This is a genomic window from Pseudomonas sp. BN102 (assembly GCF_029871245.1).
In the GTDB taxonomy this organism is placed as follows: domain Bacteria; phylum Pseudomonadota; class Gammaproteobacteria; order Pseudomonadales; family Pseudomonadaceae; genus Metapseudomonas.
Genome location: NZ_SSON01000072.1, coordinates 17,166 through 43,511, shown reverse-complemented (window position 1 = coordinate 43,511; position 26,346 = coordinate 17,166). Strand labels below are relative to the sequence as shown.

The 26,346-nt window shown below is 64.3% G+C and carries 21 protein-coding genes and 1 pseudogene; 9 read left to right on the top strand and 13 right to left on the bottom strand.

Annotated features, from left to right (window positions below):
• Positions 1-151 precede the first annotated feature (151 nt).
• Positions 152-3,037 (top strand): EAL domain-containing protein, encoded by a 2,886-nt coding sequence (locus E8F12_RS18550; RefSeq protein ID WP_280326674.1) that lies wholly within the window; start codon positions 152-154, stop codon positions 3,035-3,037.
• 134 nt (positions 3,038-3,171) lie between these two features.
• On the opposite strand, the gene yegQ is transcribed toward E8F12_RS18550, so the two are convergent.
• Both yegQ and zwf read right to left on the bottom strand, forming a co-directional pair.
• Positions 3,172-4,497, bottom strand: a complete 1,326-nt coding sequence (gene yegQ / locus E8F12_RS18545; protein ID WP_280326673.1) for a tRNA 5-hydroxyuridine modification protein YegQ — start codon at positions 4,495-4,497, stop codon at positions 3,172-3,174.
• A gap of 222 nt (positions 4,498-4,719) precedes the next feature.
• Positions 4,720-6,144 (bottom strand): glucose-6-phosphate dehydrogenase, encoded by a 1,425-nt coding sequence (zwf, locus tag E8F12_RS18540; RefSeq protein WP_280326824.1) that lies wholly within the window; start codon positions 6,142-6,144, stop codon positions 4,720-4,722.
• A gap of 193 nt (positions 6,145-6,337) precedes the next feature.
• Between zwf and hexR the strand changes: the two genes are divergently transcribed.
• Together hexR and E8F12_RS18530 are read left to right on the top strand one after the other, a co-directional pair.
• A complete protein-coding gene (gene hexR, locus E8F12_RS18535) occupies positions 6,338-7,204 on the top strand; it encodes a transcriptional regulator HexR (RefSeq protein ID WP_280326672.1) in 867 nt (288 codons plus the stop codon).
• Positions 7,205-7,417: 213 nt separating this feature from the next.
• Positions 7,418-7,633 carry a transcriptional regulator gene (locus E8F12_RS18530; protein WP_280326671.1) on the top strand — a complete coding sequence of 72 codons (216 nt, stop codon included), beginning with the start codon at positions 7,418-7,420 and terminating at the stop codon, positions 7,631-7,633.
• Here the strand turns inward: E8F12_RS18530 and E8F12_RS18525 are convergent.
• Complete coding sequence (locus tag E8F12_RS18525; RefSeq protein WP_280326823.1) at positions 7,575-8,522, bottom strand: LysR family transcriptional regulator; 948 nt, start codon at positions 8,520-8,522, stop codon at positions 7,575-7,577. The genes E8F12_RS18530 and E8F12_RS18525 overlap by 59 nt on opposite strands.
• 202 nt (positions 8,523-8,724) lie before the next feature.
• On the opposite strand from E8F12_RS18525, the gene E8F12_RS18520 reads away from it, so the two are divergent.
• Both E8F12_RS18520 and oadA read left to right on the top strand, forming a co-directional pair.
• Positions 8,725-10,140, top strand: a complete 1,416-nt coding sequence (locus E8F12_RS18520) for an acetyl-CoA carboxylase biotin carboxylase subunit (protein WP_280326670.1) — start codon at positions 8,725-8,727, stop codon at positions 10,138-10,140.
• 16 nt (positions 10,141-10,156) lie between these two features.
• Positions 10,157-11,977 (top strand): sodium-extruding oxaloacetate decarboxylase subunit alpha, encoded by a 1,821-nt coding sequence (oadA, locus tag E8F12_RS18515; protein WP_280326669.1) that lies wholly within the window; start codon positions 10,157-10,159, stop codon positions 11,975-11,977.
• A gap of 221 nt (positions 11,978-12,198) precedes the next feature.
• Here the strand turns inward: oadA and E8F12_RS18510 are convergent, their stop codons facing one another.
• Positions 12,199-13,182 carry an asparaginase gene (locus E8F12_RS18510; protein WP_280326668.1) on the bottom strand — a complete coding sequence of 328 codons (984 nt, stop codon included), beginning with the start codon at positions 13,180-13,182 and terminating at the stop codon, positions 12,199-12,201.
• A gap of 95 nt (positions 13,183-13,277) precedes the next feature.
• Positions 13,278-14,726 carry an alanine/glycine:cation symporter family protein gene (locus E8F12_RS18505; protein ID WP_280326667.1) on the bottom strand — a complete coding sequence of 483 codons (1,449 nt, stop codon included), beginning with the start codon at positions 14,724-14,726 and terminating at the stop codon, positions 13,278-13,280.
• A 177-nt stretch (positions 14,727-14,903) separates the two neighbouring features.
• Here E8F12_RS18505 and E8F12_RS18500 point away from each other — a divergent pair, with 177 nt between their 5' ends.
• Entirely contained in the window at positions 14,904-15,722 is an 819-nt protein-coding gene (locus E8F12_RS18500; protein ID WP_280326666.1) for a helix-turn-helix transcriptional regulator, read from the top strand.
• A 186-nt stretch (positions 15,723-15,908) separates the two neighbouring features.
• On the opposite strand, the gene E8F12_RS18495 is transcribed toward E8F12_RS18500, so the two are convergent.
• Genes E8F12_RS18495 through E8F12_RS18485 form a run of 3 tightly spaced genes read right to left on the bottom strand, consistent with a single transcriptional unit; the run spans position 15,909 to position 17,701 of the window.
• Positions 15,909-16,583 carry a GNAT family protein gene (locus tag E8F12_RS18495; RefSeq protein ID WP_280326665.1) on the bottom strand — a complete coding sequence of 225 codons (675 nt, stop codon included), beginning with the start codon at positions 16,581-16,583 and terminating at the stop codon, positions 15,909-15,911.
• A gap of 12 nt (positions 16,584-16,595) precedes the next feature.
• Positions 16,596-17,048: a GNAT family N-acetyltransferase gene (locus E8F12_RS18490; protein WP_280326664.1), complete on the bottom strand. Its 453-nt coding sequence runs from the start codon at positions 17,046-17,048 to the stop codon at positions 16,596-16,598.
• 20 nt (positions 17,049-17,068) lie between these two features.
• On the bottom strand, positions 17,069-17,701 hold the full coding sequence (locus E8F12_RS18485) for an FMN-binding negative transcriptional regulator (protein ID WP_280326663.1): 633 nt from the start codon (positions 17,699-17,701) through the stop codon (positions 17,069-17,071).
• 99 nt (positions 17,702-17,800) lie between these two features.
• Between E8F12_RS18485 and E8F12_RS18480 the strand changes: the two genes are divergently transcribed.
• Positions 17,801-19,264 (top strand): PLP-dependent aminotransferase family protein, encoded by a 1,464-nt coding sequence (locus tag E8F12_RS18480; RefSeq protein ID WP_280326662.1) that lies wholly within the window; start codon positions 17,801-17,803, stop codon positions 19,262-19,264.
• Between the two features lie 188 nt (positions 19,265-19,452).
• Here the strand turns inward: E8F12_RS18480 and E8F12_RS18475 are convergent, their stop codons facing one another.
• On the bottom strand, positions 19,453-20,877 hold the full coding sequence (locus E8F12_RS18475; protein ID WP_280326661.1) for an aspartate ammonia-lyase: 1,425 nt from the start codon (positions 20,875-20,877) through the stop codon (positions 19,453-19,455).
• A gap of 179 nt (positions 20,878-21,056) precedes the next feature.
• On the opposite strand from E8F12_RS18475, the gene E8F12_RS18470 reads away from it, so the two are divergent.
• On the top strand, positions 21,057-21,968 hold the full coding sequence (locus E8F12_RS18470) for a LysR substrate-binding domain-containing protein (RefSeq protein WP_280326660.1): 912 nt from the start codon (positions 21,057-21,059) through the stop codon (positions 21,966-21,968).
• A gap of 20 nt (positions 21,969-21,988) precedes the next feature.
• Here the strand turns inward: E8F12_RS18470 and E8F12_RS18465 are convergent, their stop codons facing one another.
• Together E8F12_RS18465 and E8F12_RS18460 are read right to left on the bottom strand one after the other, a co-directional pair.
• On the bottom strand, positions 21,989-22,996 hold the full coding sequence (locus tag E8F12_RS18465) for a fimbrial protein (RefSeq protein ID WP_280326659.1): 1,008 nt from the start codon (positions 22,994-22,996) through the stop codon (positions 21,989-21,991).
• Between the two features lie 19 nt (positions 22,997-23,015).
• Entirely contained in the window at positions 23,016-23,738 is a 723-nt protein-coding gene (locus E8F12_RS18460) for a molecular chaperone (protein WP_280326658.1), read from the bottom strand.
• 446 nt (positions 23,739-24,184) lie between these two features.
• On the opposite strand from E8F12_RS18460, the pseudogene E8F12_RS18455 reads away from it, so the two are divergent.
• Positions 24,185-24,325 (top strand): annotated as a pseudogene (locus E8F12_RS18455) (LysR family transcriptional regulator); the annotation flags it as partial.
• A gap of 1 nt (position 24,326) precedes the next feature.
• Here the strand turns inward: E8F12_RS18455 and E8F12_RS18450 are convergent.
• Together E8F12_RS18450 and E8F12_RS18445 are read right to left on the bottom strand one after the other, a co-directional pair.
• Positions 24,327-25,319, bottom strand: coding sequence for a fimbrial protein (locus tag E8F12_RS18450; protein ID WP_280326657.1), 993 nt, complete (start codon positions 25,317-25,319; stop codon positions 24,327-24,329).
• Between the two features lie 21 nt (positions 25,320-25,340).
• Positions 25,341-26,021 carry a molecular chaperone gene (locus tag E8F12_RS18445; protein ID WP_280326656.1) on the bottom strand — a complete coding sequence of 227 codons (681 nt, stop codon included), beginning with the start codon at positions 26,019-26,021 and terminating at the stop codon, positions 25,341-25,343.
• Positions 26,022-26,346: the final 325 nt, after the last annotated feature.

Here is a 26,346-nt window from a genome sequence, read left to right as displayed (position 1 = left end):
GGTCGGCCGGACGGTTGCCGATCCCCGCGTCAGAGACCCTCCGAAAGTAGGGGCGCGCTTGTCCGGAACCTCGCACATAAAGCTATGGACAGCCACTTCCGCTCGGGTAAGCTCCGGGCTCGCTTAGGCAGACCAATACAAAAAAGCGCCTATGACCGCCAATTCCACGCCCGTCGGCCGGACCCTCTCGCTTGCCGACAGCCGCGAGATCCGCCACCTGTTCGCCACCGACATCGCCGCCGAACGCACCCGCCTGCTTTACCAGGGTTCGCAGGTTCCCACCCTGTTCATGCTGCTCAACGGCCTGGCCTGCGCCTACTTGCTCTGGGGGCCGGGCAACAGTCTGCTGCTCGGCGGCTGGCTCGCCTGGCTGGTGCTGCTGGCGGTCTTGCGCCTGACCCAGGTGGCCGCCTTCAAGCACGCCGAGCCGTCGCAACAGGCCTGCCCGCGCTGGCGCCGGGCTTTCCTCTTCGGCGCTGGGGCATCCGGCCTGACCCTGGCCTTTGCCGCCGTGGCCCTGGTGCCGCCGGATGCCTTCCTGCAGCAGGCGCTGGTCTACGGCCTGATCGCCGCCGCCATCCTCTCCGCCAGTGTCGCCTACGCAGTCAGCCTTTCAGCCTTCCTCACCTTTGCCTTGCCCTGTCTGCTGCCCTCCATCACCTACCTGCTACTAAGCGACACGACCCTGTTGCAGGGTTGGGGCGTACTCGGCCTGATCCTGCTGGTCTCGCTCATGGTGGTGGCCTGGCAGGTCAACCGGCTGGTGCAGCGCAGCCTGTTGCAGCGCTTCCAGAACCAGGCGCTGATCAGCCATCTCGAACAGGCCAAGGGCCGCACCGAAGGCCTCAACGAAGAGCTGGAGCGCGAGGTCGAACAGCGCCGCCGCGCCGAACGCGAACTGCGCCGGGCCCACGGCGAACTGGAGATGCGCGTGGCCCAGCGCACCCTGGAGCTGGCCGACGCGAGCCACGCTCTCTCCAAGAGCGAGGCGCGCCTGGCACTGGCTCTGGAGGCCAGCGAGCTGGGGCTGTGGGACTGGAACCTGGAATCCGACGAGGTGCATCACTCCCAGCTCAAGGCGATCTTCGGTATCGAGGCCGAGGACATTACCCGCGTGCTCAGTGACCTCAAGCCGCGCCTGCACCCGGACGACCTGCCCCTGCTGCGCCGCGCCCTGGTGGAACACCTCAAGGGCCGTACCGACGGCTATTCCATCGACTACCGGGTGCGCCACAACGACGGCCACTGGGTTTGGGTGGAAGACCGCGGCCGGGTGGTGGAGCGCGACGAGCAGGGCAAGGTGCTGCGCATGCTCGGCACCCGTCGCGACATCACTGCGCGCAAGGCCCGGGACGAGGAGCAGCGGCTGGCGGCCACGGTGTTCGAGGCGGCCAGCGAAGGCATTGTCATCCTCGACCCGGAATACCGGGTGATCCAGATCAACGCGGCCTTCAGCCAGGTCACTGGCTACCGCCAGGACGAAGTCATGGGGCGCAGCGTCGCCACCCTGCTCGGCAATCGCGAGGCCCGTCGGCGCTACCACCTGATCCGCGAAGAACTGGAACAGAGCGGCAGCTGGCAGGGCGAGCTGATGGACACGCGCAAGAACGGCGAGCTCTACCCGCAGTGGCTGCAGCTCAATGTGGTGCGAGATTCGCGGGGCCAGGTCAGCCACATAGTCGGTTTCTTCGCTGACCTCACCGCGCGCCGCGAGGCCGAGGAGCGCCTGCGCTACCTCTCCAGCTACGACGAGCTCACGGGCCTGGCCAACCGCACCCTGTTCAAGGACCGCCTGCACGAGGCCAGCCAGCGCGCGCGGCAGAGCGGTCGCAGCCTGGCGCTGCTGCACATCGACCTGGACCGCTTCAAGGTGCTCAATGACAGCCTCGGCCATGAAGTGGCCGATCAGCTGCTGCGCCAGGTCAGCCGCCGCCTGACCCAGGCGGTGCCGGAAGCCGACACCATCGCGCGCCTGGCCGGCGACGAGTTCGCCCTGATCCTCGACGCCTATGGCAGCCTCGCCAGTCTGGCGCGCCAGGCCAGCCGCCTGCTTGGCAAGTTGCGCATGCCCATGACCGTGGGCGGCCACGAGCTGGTGATCGGCGGCTCCCTGGGCATCAGCCTGCTGCCGGACAACGCCCGCGACATCACCGCGCTGATCAGCCAGGCCAACATGGCCATGCAGCATGCCAAGCACCTGGGCGGCAACACCTTCCAGTTCTTCACCGACAACCTCCAGGCCTGCACCCTGGAGCGCCTGCAGCTGGAGAACCAGCTGCGCAAGGCGATCGAGGAAGGCCAGCTGGAAGTCTTCTACCAGCCCAAGCTGGGCCTGGCCGACAACGGCCTGAACGCCGCCGAGGCGCTGGTGCGCTGGCGCCATCCGCAGCAGGGACTGGTGCCGCCGGGGGACTTCATCGGCCTGGCCGAGGAGACCGGTCTAATTGCCCCCATCGGCGAGTTCGTGCTGCGCCAGGCCTGCCAGCAGGCCCGCGAATGGCAGCGCCAGGGCCTGGCGGACATCCGCGTCTCGGTGAACCTGTCGATGCACCAGCTGCGCCAGGGCAACCTGGTCAGCCTGGTGCGCCAGGTGCTGGAGGAGTCCGGCCTGGCGGCGCGCCTGCTGGAACTGGAACTGACCGAAAGCCACCTGCTGGAAAACGTCGAGAACGTCATCGCCACCTTCCACCAGCTGCGCCAACTGGGGGTGAAGCTGGCGATCGACGACTTCGGCACCGGCTATTCGTCCCTGAGCTACCTCAAGCGCTTCCCGGTGGATTACGTGAAGATCGACCAGACCTTCATCCGTGACCTCTCCGCCGGCAGCGAGGACGCCGCCATCACCCGCGCCATCATCGCCATGGCCCACAGCCTGGAGCTGAAGGTGGTGGCCGAGGGCGTGGAGAACCAGGAGCAGCTGAACTTCCTGCGCAGCCAGCGTTGCGACGAGATCCAGGGCTACCTGATCAGCCCGCCGGTGGAGGCGCCGCAGTTCGCTCGCCTGCTCGAGGAGCAGGCCACGGCGCTTTGGCGATGAAAGTGGCTGGCTCTGGTAGGGTGGATCGCGCTTTTCTGATCCACCAACGCTGCTCAGCATGACTCCGCTGGTGGACCGGTAAAGCGTGGTCCACCCTACGGGAGAAAACGCGAAGCGGCGGCCCGGGGCTCCCCTCAGGCGCTTGCCGTCGTCCGGCTGTTTCCGGTGCTGAACCAGCGCAGCAGCAGGGCGTTCTCCAGGGGAAGGTCCGTCGGCACAGGCAGGTAGAGGACATGGCCGTCCCCCGGCGCGATCACCTTGCGTTCGCCGAAGCGGTTTTCCAGGGCTTCCAGGCGGAAGTCCAGGTTGCCCTTCGGCGTCATCAGCTGCAGGCGGTCGCCCACCGCGAAGTGGTTCTTCACCCGTACCTCCGCCAGGCCCTGGCGCACCACCCCGGTCAGCTCGCCGACGAACTGCTGGCGCTCGGCCAGGGAGTAACCGTGCTCGTAGTTCTGGTACTCGTCATGCACGTGGCGGCGCAGGAAGCCCTCGGTGTAGCCACGGTTGGCCAGTGACTCCAGGTCGTCCATCAGCGAGCGGTCGAAGGGGCGCCCGGCCTGGGCGTCGTCGATGGCCCTGCGATAGGCCTGGGCAGTGCGCGCCACGTAGAAGTGGGATTTGGTGCGGCCCTCTATCTTCAGCGAGTGCACGCCCATGCGCAGCAACCGCTCGACATGGTGCACGGCGCGCAGGTCCTTGGAGTTCATGATGTAGGTGCCGTGCTCGTCCTCCCAGGCGGACATCAGCTCGCCGGGGCGATTGGCCTCCTCCAGCAGGAACAGCCGTCCGCTGGGCGCGCCGCAGCCCAGGGTGGGCACCAGGTGGCCCAGCTCGTCCTGCTGCGCCGGTTTCGCACCGTACTGCCAGCGGCAGGCGTTGGTGCAGGTGCCCTGGTTGGGGTCGCGGTGGTTGAGGTAGCCGGACAGCAGGCAGCGCCCGGAATAGGCCATGCACAGTGCGCCGTGGACGAAGACTTCCAGCTCCATGCCCGGCACCTGCTGGCGGATTTCGCCGATCTCGTCCAGGGACAGCTCGCGGGACAGGATCACCCGACTGAGCCCCTGCTGCTGCCAGAACTTCACGCTGGCCCAGTTCACTGCGTTGGCCTGCACCGAGAGGTGGATCGGCATCTCGGGGAAGTGCTCGCGCACCAGCATGATCAGGCCAGGGTCGGACATGATCAGGGCATCCGGCCCCATGGCTACCACCGGTTCCAGGTCCTTGAGGAAGGTGCGCAGCTTGGCGTTGTGCGGAGCGATGTTCACCACCACATAGAAGGACTTGCCGGCGGCGTGGGCTTCCGCGATGCCGAGGGCCAGGTTGGCGTGGTCGAACTCGTTGTTGCGTACCCGCAGGCTGTAGCGTGGCTGGCCGGCGTAGACCGCATCGGCGCCATAGGCGAAGGCGTAGCGCATGGCCTTGAGGGTGCCGGCGGGGGAGAGCAATTCGGGACGGTGCATGGCGCGGCTCGCGGGGGTAGGCGATGGACGCGCGATTCTAGGGAGGCCGCCTTGGCGAGGTATTGAGCTGGAGCAATATCGGAGCCTTGCCGGGCCACGAATGGTGGACCGGTGAAGCGTGGTCCACCCTACGGAACGGGCTGGCCTCGCAAGGGTGGATGTCGCTTTTTACATCCACCATCGGAGCCCAGCTGGGTTATGAACGGTGGGCTGATGGCATGTTTACTCGTGCCACTGTCGCCCGTGCAGCTCCAGCAGGCTGTGGGCCTGCTCAGGTCCGGTGGAACCGGCGGGATAGGGGCGTGGGCTCAGGTAGTGCTCGTGCCAGCCGGCGAGGATCGGGTCGACCCAGCGCCAGGCCGCTTCCACCTCGTCGCGGCGCATGAACAGCGTCGAGTCGCCTTCGATCACGTCCAGCAGCAGGCGCTCGTAGGCGTCCCAGCGACGCTGGTGACTGAAGGCCTGGGCCAGGTTGAGATCCAGCTCCACTGGCTCCAGGCGCATGCCCTTGCCCGGGGACTTGGCCATCAGCTGCAGGCTGATGCGCTCCTCCGGCTGCAGGCGGATCAGCAGGCGGTTGGCTTCGCCGTCGGCGAACAAGCGGTGGGGCACCGGCTTGAACTGGATGACGATTTCCGAGTACTTGCGCGCCAGGCGCTTGCCGGTGCGCAGGTAGAAGGGCACGCCGGCCCAGCGCCAGTTGTCGATCTCCGCCTGCACGGCGACGAAGGTTTCGGTGTCGCTGTCGTTGTCGACGTTCTTTTCGAAGTAGTAGGCCGTCACGTCGTGGCCACCGATCTTGCCGGCGCTGTACTGGCCGCGCACCGTCTTGTCGCGCACGTCCTGCCCGGAGATGGGTTTCAGTGCCTCGAGGATCTTCACCTTCTCGTTACGCACCGCTTCGGCGTCGAAGCGTACCGGCGCTTCCATCGCCACCAGGCAGAGTAGCTGCAGCAGGTGGTTCTGCACCATGTCGCGCATGGCGCCGGAGCGGTCGTAGTAGGCGCCACGGTTTTCCACGCCCAGGGTCTCGCAGACGCTGATCTGTACATGGTCGACGTGCCCGGCGCGCCAGATCGGCTCGAACAGGCCGTTGGCGAAACGCAGGGCCATGAGGTTCTGCACGGTTTCCTTGCCCAGGTAGTGGTCGATGCGAAACACCTGGGATTCGTCGAACACCTTGCCGATCGCGGCGTTGATCGCCTGGGCCGACTCCAGCGAATGGCCGATGGGCTTCTCCACCACGATGCGCGACTGCGGGCCGGACAGCCCGGCAATGGCCAGGTTGGCGGCGATGTCCTCGAACAGGTCCGGCGCGGTGGCCAGGTAGTGCACCCGTCCGCAGCCCGGATCGGGCCCCAGGTGGCGCGCCAGGCGGCCGAAGTCGGCGCTCTGGGAGACGTCCATGGCGAAGAAGTCGAGGCGTTCTGAAAAGCCGCGCCAGGCCTCGAGGGTGAAGTCGGCACGGGCCACTTGTGCCCGGCAGCGGCGCTCGGCCAGCGCGCGGTAGCCATCGCGGTCGAGGGTGTTGCGGGCCAGGGCGAGGATGCGCATCTGCGGATGCAGGCGTCCTTCGCGGTGGAGGTGATAGAGGGCCGGGAGCAGCTTGTGCAGCGCGAGATCACCGGTGCCGCCGAAGACGAGCATGTCGCAGGAGCTGGTCAAGGGCGCTCTCCTTCCTTGCAGTCTGATATTGGGTGGTTCAACTGGGCGGAAAAGCGGCTCATGTAGTATAACTACAAGGTCACTACAGCCAGGGTGCCCCGATCATAACCGAGTCAAGGCTCGGCGCATGACGGAAGACGCCGGCGAAACCCCCTTTTCAGACAGAGCCTGCCCTGTGAATCTGCTGCAACATATCGCCCAGTCGCGCCATCTGCTGCGCAAGTCGGAACTGAAAGTCGCCGACCACGTCCTGCTCGATCCCGCCGCGGTCATGCACAGTTCCATGGCCGACCTGGCCCAGGGCGTCGGCGTCAGCGAGCCGACCATCGTGCGCTTCTGCCGCGCCATCGGCTGCGGCGGGTTCCAGGATCTCAAGCTGAAACTGGCGCAGAGCCTGGCCGCCGGTGCCAGCTTCGGCCAGTTCGCCATCCACGAGGACGACTCGGTGGCGGACTTCAGCCTGAAGATCTTCGACACCACCCTGCACACCCTGATGGAAGTGCGCGAGAAGCTCGACCCGGAAGCCCTGCAGCGCGCCATTGGAGCCTGCGCCCAGGCCCAGCGGGTGGAGTTCTACGGCTTCGGCGCCTCCGGCGCTGTGGCAGCCGATGCCCAGCACAAGTTCTTCCGCCTGCTGCTCACCGCGGCGGCCTATTCCGACCCGCACATGCAGGCGATGTCGGCAGTGACCCTGAAGCCCTCGGACGTCGCCATCTGTATTTCCCAGTCCGGTCGTTCCAAGGACCTGCTGATCACCGCCAACCTGGTGCGTGAAGCCGGCGCCACCCTGATCACCCTCTGCCCAAGCCAGACCCCGCTGGCTGACCTCGCCACGGTGAACCTGGCCATCGACGTGCAGGAAGACACCGAGATCTACACCCCGCTGACCTCGCGCATCGCCCACCTGGTGGTGATCGACGTGCTGGCCATGGGCGTGGCGATGGCCCGCGGGCCGACCCTGGTCAACCACTTGAAGAGCGTGAAGCGCAGCTTGCGCAGCCTGCGCCTGTCGCCCAAGTCGGTGAAGGCCGCCGAGGATTGAGCCATCCGAGGGCCATCCTCCCGTAGGAGCGGGCTTGCTCTCGCAAGCAAGCTCGCTCCTACAAGAACGCCACAGGCCATGGCGCCTGCTGCAGCCGCCCTGGCTGCAATACCCTGAAACCCCGTCTTCACCACAGATTCATCGAGCTGCCGCGAAAGCGTCACAGCCCCGGGCGATGCTGCGGCTACCGCACCCGACCCAGGGAGACATGCCATGCAGCGCTTTCACGATGAAACCACCCATCTGGACAGCAAGACCCGGCGCAAACTGGAAGACCAGCGGCGCATGCAGTTCCGCCGCGCGATAGAGGACCACTGCGAGCAGCGCCGCCTGCAGCTGGAAATGTCGGACTACCCCGAGCTGATCGCCGCTAACTACCTGTTGTCGTCAAAGGCAGTGCGCCGGAAAAGCGGTGGGAAAGTGCGCTGATCTGTGCACGTTCTTCGCGGATAAAGGCTAGAAACGCCTGGGCGACCGGAGACAGCCGCTTGCCCTTGGCGTGCACCGCGCACCAGCTGCGATAGAGCGGCAGCTCTTCCACCGGCAGTTCCCGCAGCAGCCCGGTGGCCAGCTCCAGGCTCACCGCATGGCGCGGCAGCAAGGCCAGGCCGAGGCCGGCGACCACGCATTCCTTCTGCGCATCCAGCGAGGCCACTTCCATGGCCTGGGCGAAGTGCGCGCGCTTCTGCTGGAAGTATTCCTCGCAGGCCTTGCGGGTGCCGGAACCGGCTTCGCGCACCAGCAGCGGATAGGGCTCCAGGTCCTTCAGCGCCAGCTTGGCGGCCTTGCACAGCGAATGGCTGGGCGGCGCCACGGCGACTATGGGGTTGTTCAGGAAGGGCAGAAACTCCAGGGCCATGTCCTGGGGCACCAGGGACATGATCACCAGGTCATCGCGGTTGTCCGACAGGCGTTTGATCACCTGGGCGCGGTTGACCACCGCCAGGTGCAGGCTGACGTCCGGATGCTGCTCGCGGAATGCGGCGAACAGGTGCGGCACGAAGTACTTGGCGCTGGATTCCACCGCCAGGTTCAGCTGGCCCTGCAGCGAACCCTGCAGGTCCGACAGCTGCATGTCGAGGCTGGCCAGGCGCTGGAAAATATCGCTGCTGGCGCGCATCAGCGCCTCGGCGGCATCGGTCACGTAGAGCTTCTTGCCGACGTACTCGAACAAGGGTTGACCCACCAGTTCTTCGAGCTGGCGGATCTGCAGGCTGACGGCCGGTTGGGTCAGCGCCATTTCCTCTGCCGCGCGGCTGTACGAGCGGCTTTCGAACACGGCGCGGAACACCTGGAGCTGGCGCAGGGTCATGCGCAGCAGGGTTTTGCGCATCGTTTTTGGTCTCGTGGAATGGGGGGCGGTTGCTGACTATAAGCTGATCCTAATGGATACCCCAATAATTATTGATTGGGGTTATTCCAGCTCGCGGCGTAGGGTAATGACGCGACCGCAACACGATCAGCGGTCACCCAACGACCGGCCCAGCCGTTCGCCTGTTCACTTGGCCGAGGGACAACTCGTGATCAAGAAAATCCTGATCGCCAACCGTGGTGAGATTGCCGTCCGCATCGTGCGCGCTTGCGCCGAGATGGGCATCCGCTCGGTGGCCATCTACTCCGATGCCGACCGGCACGCCCTGCACGTCAAACGTGCCGACGAAGCCCACAGCATCGGCGCCGAGCCCCTGGCCGGCTACCTGAACCCGCGCAAACTGGTGAACCTGGCGGTCGAGACCGGCTGCGACGCCCTGCATCCGGGCTACGGTTTCCTTTCCGAAAACGCCGAGCTGGCGGATATCTGCGCCGAGCGCGGGATCAAGTTCATCGGACCCAGCGCCGAAGTGATCCGCCGCATGGGCGACAAGACCGAAGCCCGCCGCAGCATGATCAAGGCCGGCGTGCCGGTCACCCCCGGCACCGAGGGCAACGTCGCCGACCTCGCCGAAGCGCTGCGCGAAGCTGAGCGCATCGGCTACCCGGTGATGCTCAAGGCCACCTCCGGCGGTGGCGGTCGCGGCATCCGTCGCTGCAACAGCCGCGAGGAACTGGAGCAGGCCTACCCCCGGGTGATTTCCGAAGCCACCAAGGCCTTCGGCTCGGCAGAAGTCTTCCTCGAGAAGTGCATCGTCAATCCCAAGCACATCGAGGCCCAGGTGCTGGCCGACAGCTTCGGCAACACCGTGCACCTGTTCGAGCGCGACTGCTCGATCCAGCGCCGCAACCAGAAGCTCATCGAGATCGCCCCCAGCCCGCAGCTTACCCCCGAGCAGCGCGCCTACATCGGCGACCTCGCGGTGCGCGCGGCCAAGGCCGTGGGCTACGAGAACGCCGGTACCGTGGAGTTCCTCCTCGCCGAGGGCGAGGTGTACTTCATGGAGATGAACACCCGGGTCCAGGTGGAGCACACCATCACCGAGGAAATCACCGGGATCGACATCGTCCGCGAGCAGATCCGCATCGCCTCGGGCCTGGAGCTCTCGATCAAGCAGGACGACATCATCCATCGCGGCTTCGCCCTGCAGTTCCGCATCAACGCCGAGGACCCGAAGAACAACTTCCTGCCGTCCTTCGGCAAGATCACCCGTTACTACGCTCCCGGCGGCCCCGGCGTTCGCACCGATACCGCGATCTACACCGGCTACACCATCCCGCCGTACTACGACTCCATGTGCCTGAAGCTGATCGTCTGGGCACTGACCTGGGAAGAGGCCCTGGACCGTGGCCTGCGCGCCCTGGATGACATGCGCGTGCAAGGGGTGAAGACCACCGCCGCCTATTACCAGGAAATCCTCCGCGACCCCGAGTTCCGCAGCGCCGAGTTCAACACCAGCTTCGTCGAGAGCCATCCGGAGCTGACCCAGTACTCGATCAAGCGCAACCCGTCGCACCTGGCCATCGCCATCGCCACCGCCATCGCCGCCCACGCCGGCCTGTAGGGGAAGGATTCAGAACATGAGCAATACCATCGAAGCGAAGAAAATCGGCGTCACCGACACCATCCTGCGCGACGCGCACCAGTCCCTGCTGGCCACCCGCATGCGCCTGGAAGACATGCTGCCGATCTGCGACAAACTCGACAAAGTCGGCTACTGGTCGCTGGAAGTCTGGGGCGGCGCCACCTTCGACGCCTGCGTGCGCTTCCTCAAGGAAGACCCCTGGGAGCGCCTGCGCCAGCTCAAGGCCGCCCTGCCCAACACCCGCCTGCAGATGCTCCTGCGCGGGCAGAACCTGCTCGGCTACCGCCACTACAGCGATGACGTGGTGCGCGCCTTCGTCGCCAAGGCGGCGGTCAACGGCATCGACGTGTTCCGCATCTTCGACGCCATGAACGACGTGCGTAACCTGCGCGTCTCCATCGAAGCGGTGAAGGCCGCCGGCAAGCATGCCCAGGGCACCATCTGCTATACCACCAGCCCGGTGCACACCATCGACGCCTTCGTCGCCCAGGCCAAGGCCATGGCCGCCATGGGCGTCGACTCCATCGCCATCAAGGACATGGCGGGTCTGCTGACCCCCTTCGCCACCGGCGAACTGGTGAAGGCGCTGAAGGCCGAGCTGAGCCTGCCGGTGTTCATCCACTCCCATGACACCGCCGGCGTGGCCAGCATGTGCCAGCTGAAGGGCGTTGAGAATGGCGCCGACAACATCGACACCGCCATCTCCAGCATGGCCTGGGGCACCAGCCACCCGGGCACCGAGTCCATGGTCGCGGCCCTGCGCGGCACGCCCTATGACACCGGCCTGGACCTGGAGCTGATCCAGGAAATCGGCCTCTACTTCTACGCCGTGCGCAAGAAGTACCACCAGTTCGAGAGCGCCTTCACCGGCGTCGACACTCGCGTGCAGGTCAACCAGGTACCGGGGGGCATGATTTCCAACCTGGCCAACCAGCTCAAGGAGCAGGGCGCGCTCAACCGCATGAACGAAGTGCTGGAAGAGATCCCGCGCGTGCGCGCCGACCTCGGCTTCCCGCCCCTGGTGACCCCGACCTCGCAGATCGTCGGTACCCAGGCCTTCTTCAACGTGCTGGCCGGCGAGCGCTACAAGACCATCACCAATGAGGTGAAGCTCTACCTGCAAGGTCGTTACGGCAAGGCCGCCGGCGAGATCAACGAACAGCTGCGTCGCCAGGCCATCGGCAACGAGGAAGTGATCGACGTTCGCCCGGCCGACCTGATCAAGCCCGAGCTGGACAAGCTGCGCGCCGATATCGGCAACCTGGCCAAGTCCGAAGAGGACGTGCTGACCTACGCCATGTTCCCGGACATCGGCCGCAAGTTCCTCGAAGAGCGTGCCGCCGGCACCCTGAAACCCGAAGAACTGCTGCCGATCCCCACCGGTAACGGCGTCGCCGCAGCCGGCGGTGAAGGCGTACCCACCGAGTTCGTGGTGGACGTACATGGCGAGAGCTACCGCGTCGACATCACCGGCGTTGGCGTGAAGACCGACGGCAAGCGTCACTTCTACCTGTCCATCGACGGCATGCCGGAAGAAGTGGTGTTCGAGCCCCTCAACGAGTTCGTCGCGGGTTCGGGCAGCAAGCGCAAGAGCGCCAGCGCGCCGGGCGACGTCAGCACCACCATGCCGGGCAACATCGTCGACGTGCTGGTGAAGGAAGGCGACCAGGTCAAGGCTGGCCAGGCCGTGCTGATCACCGAGGCGATGAAGATGGAGACCGAGGTCCAGGCGCCCATCGCCGGCACCGTCAAGGCCATCCACGTCGCCAAGGGCGACCGGGTGAACCCGAGCGAAGTGCTGATCGAAATCGCCTGATTGCTCCGGCGATAGTCCCTGTGGGGAGCCGCAAGGCTCCCCTTTTTTATGTCCGCATGGCTGTCCGATCGGCGGGCTGCGGTAACTGTGGGGGCGAATTTATTCGCTAAGCAGGCCGAAGGCGTGCCCGTCGGACCCTCGAGGGGGGCAGCTTTGCTGCCCTAAGCGAATGAATTCGCCCCCACAAGAAAAGCCCCCACTGGAGGATTCGTAGCAGGCGCTCAGTCCACCAGCTCCCCACACAGATCGACCGCAAACCACTGCTCCACCTCTTCCTGCCGCAGCCCTGCGCCGAGCAGGGCGAACAGCTTGCCCAGGGCCGCCTCGCGGGTCATGCCGCCAGCGGGCACCAGGCCGGTGGCCAGCAATTGGCTGCCGGCAGCGTAGACACCGGCCTGCACATGGCCGGCCGGGCACTGGCTGCTGGCGGCCAGCACCACGCCGCGCTGGTGGGCGGCGCGAAGAATGTCCAGCAAGGCCGTGTCGTCCGCCGGGCCGGTGCCGCTGCCGTAGCACTCCAGCAGCAGGCCGCGCACGCCGCTGTCCAGCAGCGCCTGCACCTGGCTGGCCTGGATACCGGGGAAGAACGGCAGTACGGCGAGGTTCACCGGCTGGCGCGGGGTGCGGTAGTCGAGGCCGACGGGGATGGCCGTGGCGCGTTCGCCGCCCCGCGGGCGCGGCAGTTCGGCGAAAGCGTCGAAGGCCTCCGAGCGCAGCTTGCTGGCGCGGGCGCCATGCAACAGCTGGTCGTTGAAGAAGAGACGCACGCCCGGCGCGACACCCTGGCGCAGGGCCTCGATGGCGCCGCAGAGGTTGGGCCAGGCATCGCTGCCCTCGGCGCCCGCCGGCAGCATGGCGCCGGTCAGCACCACGGGCACCGGCAGGCCGAGCAGCAGGAAGCTCAGGGCGGCGGCGCTGTAGGCCAGGGTATCGGTACCGTGCAGCAGCAGCACGCCGTCGTGACCACGCGCCACCGCTTCGACTATGGCGTCACGCATGGCCAGCCAGTTGGCCTGGCGCATGTTGGCGCTGTCGATCAGCGGCAGCAGTTCCTGGAAGTGCCAATCCAGTGCCATTCCCTGGCCGTCCAGCTGCTCGCGCATGCGGGCCTCGAAGCCGCTGGCCGGAGCCAGGCCTTCGGAGGTCTGCAGCATGCCGATGGTGCCGCCGGTGTAGAGCACGAAGAGGTTCTTCACAGCATTCATGGGTGTGGATAACTCAGGAAATTCAGGTGCAGAAACGACGGTGCCGCTCCCCGCATCAGCGGTGGAGCGGCACCAGGTACTACCGGATAGCGCGATCAGCGATGGCTTTGCGCCAGGCCTGTGGCGTGGATGGAGGCGGGCGCCTCAGGGGCCGGGTTGGTCGGCCAGGCGGCGCGGTCCAGGTCCAGGTCGGCGAACTTGGCGGCGTCGAACACCGGCTGCTCGATGCCGGCCTGGCGCTGCTCGTCGTAGTCGCGCATCACCCGCAGGCCGACCTTGATCAGCAGGGCCAGGGCCACCAGGTTGACGAAGGCCAGGCAGGTCATGGTGATGTCGGCGAAGGCGAACACGGTGCCCAGGTTCTGCATCGAACCCCAGCAGATCAGCGCCAGGACCAGGCCGCGATAGCCCAGCAGAGCGGCGCGGCTGCGGCCGGCGAGGAACTGCAGGGCGTTCTCACCGAGGTAGTAGTTGTAGAGGATGCAGGTGAAGACGAAGAGGCTCAGCGCCACGCTGACGAAGATCCGGCCCCAGTCACCGACCACGGCGGCCAGGGAGTTCTGCGTCAGCACGATGCCGTCGCCTTCGAAGCCCGGGGTGTAGAAGCCGGACAGCAGGATCAGCAGCGCGGTGCAGGTGCAGATCACGAAGGTGTCGAGGAACACGCTGAAGGCCTGTACCACGCCCTGGGAGGCCGGGTGCTTGACGGCAGCAACGGCGGCGACGTTGGGCGCACTGCCCAGGCCCGCTTCGTTGGCGAACACGCCACGTTTCACGCCCATCACGATGGCGCTGCCGAGCAGGCCGGCGAAGGCAGGTTCGAGGCCGAAGGCGCTCTTGACGATGGTCACCAGCATGCCGGGGACCAACTCGATCTGGGTGGCGATCACGTACAGGGTGACGCCGATGTAGGCCAGGGTCTTGACCGGTACCAGCAGGTCGGACACCGAAGCGATGCGCTTGATGCCGCCGATGAATACCAGGCCCAGGAGTACGGCCAGGCCGATGCCGGTGTACTGCACCGGGAGGCCGAAGGCGTTTTCCAGGGAGTGGGTCACGGTGAAGGACTGCAGGCCGTTGAAGGCGAAGCCGTAGGTCACCAGCAGCAATACCGCGAAGACCATGGCCATCCAGCGCAGCTTCAGGCCGTGCTGGATGTAGTAGGCCGGGCCGCCGCGGTACAGGCCGTCACCGTCGGCGCGCTTGTAGACCTGGGCCAGGGTGCACTCGAAGAAGCTGCTGGACATGCCGACCAGGGCAGTCACCCACATCCAGAACACCGCGCCCGGGCCACCCAGGGTCACGGCAATGCCCACACCGGCGATGTTGCCGGCGCCGACGCGGCCGGCGAGGCTCAACATCAAGGCCTGGAAGGAGCTCAGTTGGCCGGCCTGGCCACGGATGGATTCCTTGAACACGCCGAACATGTGGCCGAAGTGGCGGAACTGGACGAAGCGGGAGCGGAGGGTGAAATAGGTGCCGAGCCCAACGATGAGCACGATGAGCACTTTCCCCGAGAGGAAATCGTTGATCACTTCAAGCATGAGTGAGACCTCGATTCTTATTGTTCGCGTGATGGACGAACGGCTTCGAGCGGGCAGGGCTCGGCCGTGGTCGCGCAGGGTGGGCGAATACGACATATCAGACAATTTCGCGGCTTTATTCGACGTGGCGCGAGTTGATGCTATAGTCGCGCCACTCGCATCAGGCAGGACGGTGGCATGGCGGAGTATCTCGGCAACAATCTCAAGCTGCTTTGCAGCCATTACCGCTCGATCGCGGAAGTTTGTCGCAAACTCGGAATCAATCGTGCCCAGTTCAACAAGTACCTGAACGGGCAAAGCCGGCCGACCACCTACAACCTCAAGCGCATCTGCGATTTCTTCGGCGTCGAGGACTACGAACTGGCGCTGCCGCCGGAGCCGTTCGCCCGCCTGCTGGGAACGCGCGCTCCGGGCCAGGATTCCTCCAGCCGTAGCGACCCGCTGCTGGAGCTGCTCGCTCCGCTGCGCGAACAATCCGGCGACCTGTCGCGTTACTGCGGCTTCTACTTCGAATACTCCAACTGCATGTCGGTGCCTGGCACCGTCCTGCTGTCCCTCGTGCGCCTGTGGGAAGACGACGGCAACTTCCTCTTCGAGCGCCAGGAGCGGCAGGAGCGATCCAGCAGCACCAACGTGGAGGCCGAGGATTGGGTGCGCTGCTGCTACCGGGGCGCGGCCTTCCAGTTGCAGGACCGGCTGTTCCTGGTGGACTACGAGTCGCTCACGCTCAACGAGATGAGCCAGACCATCCTCATTCCCAGCTACAAGAGCCGCATCACCCGCCTCAACGGCTTGAAGACCGGCGTCTCCAGCGGCGACCGGCGTAACCCGGCCTGCACCCGCGTGGTTTGGGAATTCCTCGGTCCGGAGATCAACCGCGTCGCCGCCTACCGTCAGGTAAAGCTCTACCGCCCGGATGATCCGCGCATCGACGACGACGTGCGCCAGCGCCTGGATGTCGCCCCGCTGAAGAACGGGTTGTTCGAGATCGAGTGAAGGTGTCCGTTACCTTTGTAGGGTGGACCACGCTCCACCGGTCCACCATCGGGGGCCGGCTGGACTTCGTTGGTGGATGGAAGAGCGCCATCCACCCTACGGAGTGATCCCACTGGGGGCAGCTGCGCCGCCCTTGGCGAATGAATTCACCCCCACAGGCAACATGTGCCCCGGAGAAAACCCCGTTTAGCCCCTGAGCTCCTCCAGTCGCCGCTTCTGCCGTCCCTCACCATCGAAGTTATCCACAGCCAGCCAGCGCTCGAAGGCATCGCGGCACTTCGGCCATTCGCCATCGATGATGGAAAACCAGGCGGTGTCGCGGTTCCGGCCCTTTACGATCATGTGCTGGCGGAACAGCCCTTCGTAGCTGAAGCCCAGGCGCTCGGCGGCGCGCATGGAGCGGGCGTTCTGTGCGTTGCACTTCCACTCCAGGCGGCGGTAGCCGAGGTCGTCGAAGGCGTGGCGGGCCAGCAGCCAGACCGCCTCGGTGGAGCCCGGCGTGCGCTGCATGGCCTTGCCGAAGGCGATATGGCCGATTTCGATGACGCCGTCCTTCGGCGTGATGCGCAGGTAGCTGAGAACTCCAACGGCCCGGCCGCTGGCGAGGTCGATCACCGTATAGAACAGCGGGTCGGCGCTGGCAGCATTGCCGGCCAGCCACGCGTCGAAGGGCTCGCGGCTGGCGAAGGGGCCGTAGGCCAGGTAGTCCCAGAGTGCCGGGTCAGGTCCTTGCAGCGCATGCCAGAGGTCATCGCCGTGGCGCGCGGCATCCAGTGCTTCCAGACGCACGAAACGGCCCGGCAGCGGGGTATGGGCGGGGGCAGGGCGGGGCTGCCAGTGGCTCAGGTCTTGGGCGGTCATGGCGCACTCCGGTCAGAGAATCTTGCGGTACTGGACGAAGCCGGAACGATCGGAGATCCGATCGTAGAGCTGCATGGCATCGGTATTGGTCTCATGGGTCAGCCAGTGCACCCGCGAGGCGCCGGCGGCGCGGGCCTGTTCATAGACGTGCTCGATCAGACGGCGGCCGATGCCGCCGCCGCGCAGGCCTTCTTCGACATAGAGGTCCTGCAGGTAGACGTAGTCGCCGGTGGTCCAGCAGCTGCGGTGGAAAATGTAGTGCACCATCCCCAAGGCCGCGCCGTCCTGCCAGGCGAGCGCCGCGTACATCGGCTCGGCCGGATCGAGGAAACGCTGCCAGGTGACGGCAGTGGTCGCCTCGGCTATCTCGGTCTTGTAGAAGCGCTGGTAGCCGTGCCAGAGGGGCAGCCAGGCGGCGTGGTCAGCGGCGCTGACCGGGCGGATTTCGAGCGATGCGGCGGACATGGGTACCTTCCTGTGGTGGGTCAGTCGATAGCGGTCATGCGTGCGGCCAGTTCGTGGTCGCGTGGGTTGGCGGAGGCACTCAGGCCCTCGCGTACCCCGGTCCGGTCGGCGGCGGAGCGGTTCTGCCCGAGCTTCCATTTGCCTTCCAGGCGACGGATCGGCAGAGCGAAGCCGACGATGGCGCGGAGCATGCTGTCGAGGTAGTCGCGGGGTGCTTCGTCCACTGACCAGGGCTGTGCGCGGCCGGCTTCGTGGCGATCGCTGAGACGACTGACCAGGCGGAGCAGGCGCTCCGGGTCGTCGAACACCTCGGCTTGGCCATAGGCATGAACGGCGATGTAGTTCCAGGTGGGCACCACCTTGCCGTGCTCGGCCTTGGCCGGGTACCAGGCAGGGCTGACATAGGCATCCGGGCCGGAAAACACCACCAGGGTCTCGGCGCCGTTGGCCAGTTCGCGCCAGTGCGGATTGGCGCGGGCGAAGTGGCCGTAAAGCGTGCCGAACTCGCCCTCGCCGGGTTCCAGAAGCAGGGGCAGGTGGCTGGCCATGAGGCCTTGGGTGCCGGCGCTGGTCAGCACGGCGAGGCCGGTGGCCTGCATCTGGGCATGGAGCTGGGTGAGGTCGTCCTGGCGGAAGGAGGAGGGCAGGTACATGGTGGTGCTCCTGGCGGAATGGTTCCATGCTAGGCAGGATATTGGCCTTCCGTAAGATCCATTTACCGCCAGTTTGATAGAGCCAATCAGGGTCCGAAGATGCCAGCCACGCCCCCTCTTCCCGTCGACCTTTCCGGCATCCGCCTGGACCCGCAACAGGGCCTGGCGCGCCAGCTCTACCAGGCCCTGCGCGAGCGCATCCTCGACGGTCGCCTGGGCAGCCGCACGCGTCTGCCGGCAACCCGCGACCTGGCGGCGCTGCTGGGGATATCCCGCAATACCGTGACCCGCGCCTTCGACCAGCTCTACGCCGAGGGTTATGTGGAAGGGCGGGTGGGCGATGGCACCTACGTGGCCGAGTTATCCACAGCGCGGCCCGTGCCCCAGCCACCCGCCGGCCCGGCCCCGGGCCCGGCGCTGCAGCGGCTGCGCAGCCATCACCTGCCGCCGCCGGTGACTGGAGCGCCACGGGCCTTCCGCATCGGTGTGCCGGCCTTCGACCTCTTCCCCTTCGACACCTGGGCGCGGCTGCAGGCGCGTTTCTGGCGCAAGCCTTCGCCGGCGCGCCTGGGCTACGGCGACCCGGCGGGGGACTGGACCTTGCGCGAACTGGTGGCCGCCTACCTGCGCAGCAGCCGGGGACTGGCCTGTGACCCGGCGCAGGTGGTGATCACCTGCGGCGCGCAGCAGGCCATCAGCCTCTGCGCCCAGTTGCTGGTGCAGCCCGGCGACCGGGTCGCCATCGAGAACCCGGGCTATCGCGCCGCCGGCCATGCCTTCGCGGTAGCCGGCGCGCAGCTGTGCGGCGTGCCTGTGGATAACGATGGCCTGGACAGCGCGGCGCTGGCGCGGCTGGAGGACTGCCGGCTGGTCTATGTCACGCCCTCGCACCAGTACCCGACGGGTGTCACCTTGTCCCTGGCGCGGCGCCTGGAGCTGCTGGAGTGGGCCGAGCGCCGCGATGGCTGGATCGTCGAAGACGACTACGACGGCGAGTACCGCTACAGCGGCACCCCGCTGGCGCCCCTGGCGGCGCTGGACCGGCAGGGGCGGGTGATCTATGTCGGCACCTTCTGCAAGATCACCTTCCCAGCCCTGCGCCTGGGCTACATGGTGCTCCCGCCGGCGCTGGCTGAGTCCTTTGCCCAGCGGCGTGCGCTGGACATGCGCCATTCGGAGATCGGCACCCAGGCGGTGATGGCAGAGTTCATCGCCGCCGGCCACTTCCAGCGCCATGTGCGGCGCATGCGCCTGGCCGCCCGGACGCGCCGCGACGCCCTGCTGCAGGACTGGCCGGAGGCGATTCCCGGCTGCTCGCCGATGCCGCAGGTGGATGCCGGGCTGCACCTCTGCGTGCGGGTGGAGAGCCTGGCCCGCGAACAGGAGCTGCTGGCCAGCGCCCGCGCCGTGGGCGTGGAGCTCAACGGCCTCAGTGAATACTGGCTGGACGAAAGCGCCGAGCCTGTGGATAACCGCGCCGGGCTGGTGCTGGGCTTCGCCGCCGTGCCGGAGGCGCAGATCGCCGAGGCGATCCGGGCGCTCAGGAAGGCCTGGCTCCTGTAGGTTGCGGTTGAGCGAAGCGAAGCCCAACAAGCCCCAGGCTCAATTCGTTGGGCTTCGCGTAGCTCTGCCCAACCTACGATCGCTCCGTGCGGGGCTGAACTCCTTTCCGCAGGCAAAAAAAAAGGATGGCTGGCGCCATCCTCGAAGGATGAAGGGGCGAAGCCCCTCCTGGTGAGTTCGTTGCGTGATCAGGCCTTCAGCGGTACGAGGCGCGGGGCGATCATGTTCTCCGGGCGGAGGATGTCGGCCAGCATGGATTCGTCCAGCAGCTTCTCCTCGCGGACCAGTTCCAGCACGCCGCGGCCGCTTTCCAGGGCCAGCTTGGCGATGCGGGTGGCGTTCTCGTAGCCGATGTAGGGGTTCAGCGCGGTGATCAGGCCGATGGAGTTCTCCATTAGGGCGCGGCAGTGCGCTTCGTTGGCGGTGATGCCGACGATGCAGTGCTCGCGCAGCATGTCCATGGCGCGTTGCAGCAGGCGGATCGAGTCGAAGATCTTGTAGGCGATCAGCGGCTCCATCACGTTCAGCTGCAGCTGGCCACCTTCGGCCGCCAGGGTCAGGGCCAGGTCGTTGCCGATGACTTCGAAGGCCACCTGGTTGACGGCTTCCGGGATAACGGGGTTGACCTTGCCCGGCATGATCGAGCTGCCCGGCTGACGCGGCGGCAGGTTGATCTCGTTGATGCCGGTACGCGGGCCGCTGGAGAGCAGGCGCAGGTCGTTACAGATCTTCGACAGCTTCACGGCGGTGCGCTTGAGCATGCCGGAGAACAGCACGAAGGCGCCCATGTCGGAGGTGGCTTCGATCAGGTCGGCGGCCGGTACGACTGGCTGGCCACTGATGGCGGCGAGGCGCTCAACGGCCAGGTGCTGGTAGCCCGGGTCGGCGTTGATGCCGGTGCCGATGGCGGTGCCGCCCAGGTTCACTTCGGTGAGCAGCTCGGGTGCCAGACGGCGCAGGCGGTCAAGGTCTTCGCCCAGGGTTGTGGCGAAGGCGCGGAATTCCTGGCCCAGGGTCATGGGCACCGCGTCCTGCAGCTGGGTGCGGCCCATTTTCAGTACGTGGCCGAATTCTTCACCCTTGGCAGCCAGGGCCTGGATCAGGCTGTCGAGGCTGGCCAGCAGGGCATCGTGGCCCAGCAGCAGACCGAGGCGAATGGCGGTGGGGTAGGCGTCGTTGGTGGACTGCGCCATGTTCACGTCATTGTTCGGGTGCAGGTACTTGTACTCACCCTTCTGCTTGCCCATGGCCTCGAGGGCGATGTTGGCAATCACCTCGTTGGCGTTCATGTTGGTGGAGGTACCTGCGCCCCCCTGGATCATGTCCACCACGAACTGGTCGTGGAAGTCACCGCGGATCAGGCGAGCGCAGGCTTCGCTGATGGCGGCGTGTTTTTCGGCGCTGAGGTGGCCGAGCTGCTTGTTCGCATCGGCGGCAGCCTGCTTGACCATGGCCAGGGCGACGACCAGCTTCGGGTAGTGCGACAGCGGCACACCGGAGAGGCGGAAGTTGTGGACTGCGCGCAGGGTCTGGATGCCGTAATAGGCCTCGGCGGGGACTTCGAGGGTGCCGAGCAGGTCTTTTTCGATGCGAGAGGATGCAGCGGAGGACATGATGTAATTCATCTCTGGGGGAACACGGCCAGTGCCGCGATGCCCAATAATCTAGGCCTCTGGCCATTTGTCGGCCAATGCTGTTATTCGCTGGGCTATGCACAATCGGCATAATGTCCGAGTGACGCGGGTTCGCCTGCGAACGTGTGCACCAAAATCGAGCAGTCCGGAAATTTCCCATGAACCTGGAAACCAAATGGCTGGAAGACTTCGTCGCCCTGGCCAACACCCGCAGCTTTTCCCAGGCCGCCGAGCGGCGCTTCGTCACCCAGCCGGCCTTCAGCCGACGCATCCGCAGCCTGGAGGCGGCGCTGGGGCTGACCCTGGTGAACCGCTCCCGCACGCCGGTAGAACTCACCGAGTCGGGCCAACTGTTCCTCGTCACCGCGCGCAGCATGGTGGAACAGCTTGGTGAGGTGGTGCGCCACCTGCATCACGTGGAAGGCCAGCAGGGTGAGGTGTTGCAGTTCGCCGCCGCGCACTCCCTGGCGCTGGGGTTTTTCCCGCAGTGGATTGCACAGTTGCGCGCCGAAGGGCTGAACATTGCCAGCCGACTGATCGCCACCAACGTCGGTGAAGCGGTGCACTCTCTGCGGGAAGGCGGTTGCGACCTGATCCTGGCCTTCTACGACCCGGATGCGGCCCTGCAGATGGACCCGGAAATCTTCCCGTCGATGCACCTGGGGCGCACCGAGATGCTGCCGGTCTGCGCCGTGGGCCCGGATGGCAAGCCGCTCTACGAACTGGACAGCGGGCAGAGCGTGCCGCTGCTGGCCTACAGCGCCGGCGCCTTCCTCGGCCGGTCGGTAAACCTCCTGCTGCGCCAGCGGGCGCTGCGCTCCACCACCGTCTACGAGACGGCCATGGCCGACAGCTTGAAGAGCATGGCCCTGCAAGGCCTGGGGGTGGCTTGGGTGCCACGTTTCAGTGCCCAGGCCGAGTTGGCGCGCGGTGACCTGGTGGTGTGCGGCGGCAGCCAGTGGCATGTGCCACTGGAAATTCGCATGTACCGCTGCGCCCTGGTGCGCAAAGCGGCGGTGCGCCTGCTCTGGCGCAAGCTGGAAGGCCGGATGGGCAGTGGCGAGGGCTGATTGCCGCTGCGATCTACAGGTTACTTGTAATCGATGTCGAGAATGGCGCCGGCATTGAACTTGCCGAATTTGGGCGTGCTGGTTCGCCATTTCAGGCGGGCTTCGAATGGTTTGATGTAGATCGGTAAGTTTACCTTCGGGGAGATTTCGAACTCTTCGTTGAAAAGGACGCTCTTGTTTCCTTCAGTTTCGAAGATGTTGATGCCTACGGAATAGTTATCTAATGGAACGAGGGTGTAACGACTGTCTATCACAGCTGAATTATCCAGCGGTCTGAGGTAGCCCTTGAGGCTGTAAGGGGTGGGTTTCTCGCAGGTTCGTTGGTCGACAATGCTGAATGGAATGCGCTTTATTTCTTTGTCGGCATGGGCATCAGAAGAGCTGATACTGCCGAAGTCAATTGTGCTGGGGATTATGCTGACGGTCGATGCGCAGGGGAGTTGACTAATATTATTCATTCCTACTAAATCTATTCGATACGTATCATAGGCTTGTCCAGGAGCCATGCCGCCTATCGTGAGGGCGGTGAATATTGAGGGTAGCTTTGCCTCCCCAGGGTTGGCACGTGCTCGCGTTTTCAAGAACACTGATAATGTAAATTTTCTTGTCTCTATAATAGTCTCTTCAATCTCGGCCGGCTGGGGCGGTATAGAGTGCCCTGTAGGGTACCGAAAGCCGTTGGGGTTCATCGCAGATGGGATATATTCTTTGCCATTATAGATAATTCCCAACTCCAGATCGGGAGATTGAACGATGCTAAGTTGACTGATGAACATTTCGGGCCAAAACATGCCGGGGCCTCTCCTGCAGCTATAGCTAAACTCCTGTTCCGGCTGCCGCCAGACAATGCTTCCCGCAGGGAGGGAGGGAGGAATGACAATCGTATCTATCGTAATAGTATCTGCAAGAGAATCGCTCAATGAGCTTTTGCAATAGTTTGCCTTAGGGTCGGACCACTGTCCCGCAGAGCTTTCTAGAGGAATAAAAATGTGCGCCAGGCCAATTATTGCGAGTATCTTTTGTTTCATTTTTCAATCCTCAACTTTTTCAATGAGTGCTTACATCAGTGATATGCGGGTGGCCAAATCCGCCGTCGCTGATGAAGGTGTAGGCAATTTGGGTGGCCTGTTTTCCACAACCGGGCACGTTCAGGTTGTAGGTGGAATAGGGTGCAACCATCAGATGCTCGGCCTGGGCGCCGCAGGCCAGGCCCTGCCGGTCTAGCAGGCGAACTTCCGTAAGGGTCAGGTAATAAGGCGAGTTGTTATGGGCCTTGAGTTGCATCGATCCGGCGACAATCGCTCCGGTCCAATGCAATTCCTCGACTGCCTTCTGTGGGTTGCCAGGCAGCTTCGGTCGATAGAAAAACTTCAGGTTATGTTGCAGGGCAATCTGGGCAACATTCCCCTCTGTTGGCTTTTTCGGTACTTCCAGCACGCTCAATCGGAAGAATGACTCCTGGTCGTCGGGCAGGCCGGTGCCCTGATAGAGAACGTCCACGGATGCTTTGCCGTTGGCAGGAATCTTCAGCAATGGTCGGGACACGGCCATGGGCATATATGCCGAACTTCTCTTGTCTCCCCAATCGAGTGTCACTTGCACCAGCGCCACCTCATTGCCTTCATTGACGACATTGAAAGTCAGTTGCTTCTGGCTGCTTTCGAAGATGAAACGTGTATAACCGTCGAAATTGATGTCCGCCCAAACATTGCTGCTCAAAAACGTGATCAGGACGACGGCCAATTTCGAGAAAACAGTTGTAAGTTTCATTTTTCGCGCTTTGGGGTTTTCTGGAATTTGAGTTATTGAGTGTTGATGCTCAATGATTCCGAGGAGATATACATTCGGGCGCGCAATTAATTGATCATTTTCGATTTCAATTAATTGCCTGGTGGCTGATGCAGCTATTTGACGCTGAATGTCCGGTGTGTGGCCGGGGAATATATTAGTTGTTTAATTAAATGCTTAAATCGGAAGTCATATTTCGTGGGGGTAAGTCGATTCCGATAAAAATGTAAGATGCAGCCTGTCCAGAGGGGGTGCTCGCACTTATCTCGGACAAAGGTTACGAAGTCGCGCCAATACAGCGGGCGACTGCGTCGCTCGCTGCATGGCGTTATCGAGAGGGGGAGGGATCAGAATTCCAGCACGATACGGCCTTCGATCTTGCCGGCGCGCATCTGGTCGAAGATGCCCGTTGATGTTGTCCAGCGTGTCGCGGAGACCTGGTGGTGTGCGGCGGCAGCCAGTGGCATGTGCCACTGGAAATCCGCATGTACCGTTGCGCCCTGGTGCGCAAGGCGGCTGTGCGCCTGCTTTGGCGCAAGCTGGAGGCGGGTCTGGGCAGCGAGGACTGAGTTAGCGGTAAAACACTTCGAGCACTGCACCCGCGTTGAATTCGCCCAGCTTGGGCGTGCTGGTGCGCCATTTCAGGCTGGCGTCGAATTCGCGGACATTACCGGCGGTATCCACGCTCGGGGTGATCGTGAACTGGCGCTGGAAAGGAATCGGGTTCTGGCTTTCCTGATCGAAGATGGAGATGCCCACCGAGCTATTGTCGTTCGGCACCAGAGTGCCCTGGTTATCCGCCAGGGTGGCATTGCCCGTCGGCGTCAGCATGCCATTGAGGCCATAAATGGTCGGGCTGGTGCAGGTTCGCTGCTCGGCGATGCGAAAGGTTCTTCGAGCGATTTCTTGTCCCGCCGTTGCGTTGGACGAGCTGACGCTACCGAAATCGATCGTCGTAGGGCTGATGCTGACCGTGGATTGGCAAGGGATGACGCCTGTGTCCAACCGCCCGGGCTTCACGGAAAGCGATTGGGCAATCGGCCTGTCTTCTTTGCCGATCCGAAACAGCGTGAAATTGCTGAGTGAGACCTTTGTGTCTTTCTCCGGCAAGCCGGCCGCTGATTTCTTCACCAGATACACGGAAACGGTGTAGGACCTGCCGTCGTTGTGACTGATCTGGCCAGGAAGGCTATTGTTGGCTGAAAAAGTGTATGAATGCACCTTTTGCTTGCTGGAGGTGAGGTAATCCCTGCCATCGAGGGTGACGCCCACATCAACATCGGGGCCAAGGTTCGTGTTGTTTGGATTGAGGAAGAAGTAGACCGCGAAACTTGTGGGGCCAAGCCAGCAGTTGTAATCGAGGCGTTGTTCAGGTGAACGCCAGAAGATGGTGCCGGCCGGAACGGATTTGGGAACGAGGACGCTGTCATCAATGCCCAGTTCCTGGACATTCCAACTACCCCAGGAGGTGTCACAGGTGTACGGGGACCATGGATATGCATGGCTTTCAGGGGTGTACCAGCAGGCGAACAATGCGGTGATGGCGAATAACGTGAGTCTCATTGAAAGCGGCCTCGGCAAATATCAATGTGCATTGATGGGCGCGTGGTGCGGGTGGGCAATGTTGCCGTCGTCGATGTAGCTGTAAGTCAGCGTGGTCACTGCTTCCCAGCAATCGGGAACGGACAGGTCGAGGGTGGAGAACGGGGCGATCATCAGGTGTTTTGTCTGGGTTCCGCAGGCGTTGCCCTGCCCGTCCTGTAGGTCGATGTCGGTCAGGGTCATGTAATACGGGGAGTCGTTGTGAGCCTTCAGCCGGGCGGATCCGGCTCCAGTTGCACGGGTCCAGCGAAGCGATTCCGATGCTGCCAACGGCGTACCTGGCAGCTTGGGGCGATAAAACAGCTTCAGGCTGTGTTTCAGGGCGATCTGGATGACGTTTTTTGCCGATGCTTGTCTGGGGACTTCCAGCACACTGAGCAAGAAGTAGGACTCCCGGTCAACGGGAAGCCCCTGACCCTGGTAGAGGATGTCCACCGAGGCTTTGCCATGGGCGGGGATCGTCAGCAGTGGCCGGGAAATGGCCATGGGCAGTTCGGCTGAGTCGCGTCCATCCCCCCAGCCGAGCGTCACTTGAACCAGAGCGACTTCATCGCCTTCGTTGACGATAACCACCGTCAGTTGCTCCTGGTCGCCCTCGAAGATGAAGCGGGTGGGGCCATCGAAGCTGATATCGGCCCATGCGTTGGCGCTGATCGTCAACACCAGCAGGATGCAGGCGACAGTCGCGAGGAGGCACCTGGCTGTGCAGCCTCGCCCTCTCGGCGCCCGTTCGAGCGCTGTAGCCGGCGCAGGCGCGGTAAAACGCCGTGGGCGTTCTGGATTGGATAAAGGGTTTGGAGTCTGGTTTGCCATCGCCGTTGAACCGTCCATATCCTGCCTTCGCCCGTGACGGCACTTCCCGCAGGCAGACAGAAAATGTCCCGGAAGGGCTGATGGCGTTGGGCAGATTGGCTGTTTCAATTGGGCCCACATTCTAGTGGGCCAGGCGGGATAGGGGTTTGGGATGCCAGCAGTCCCTTTGTGGGAT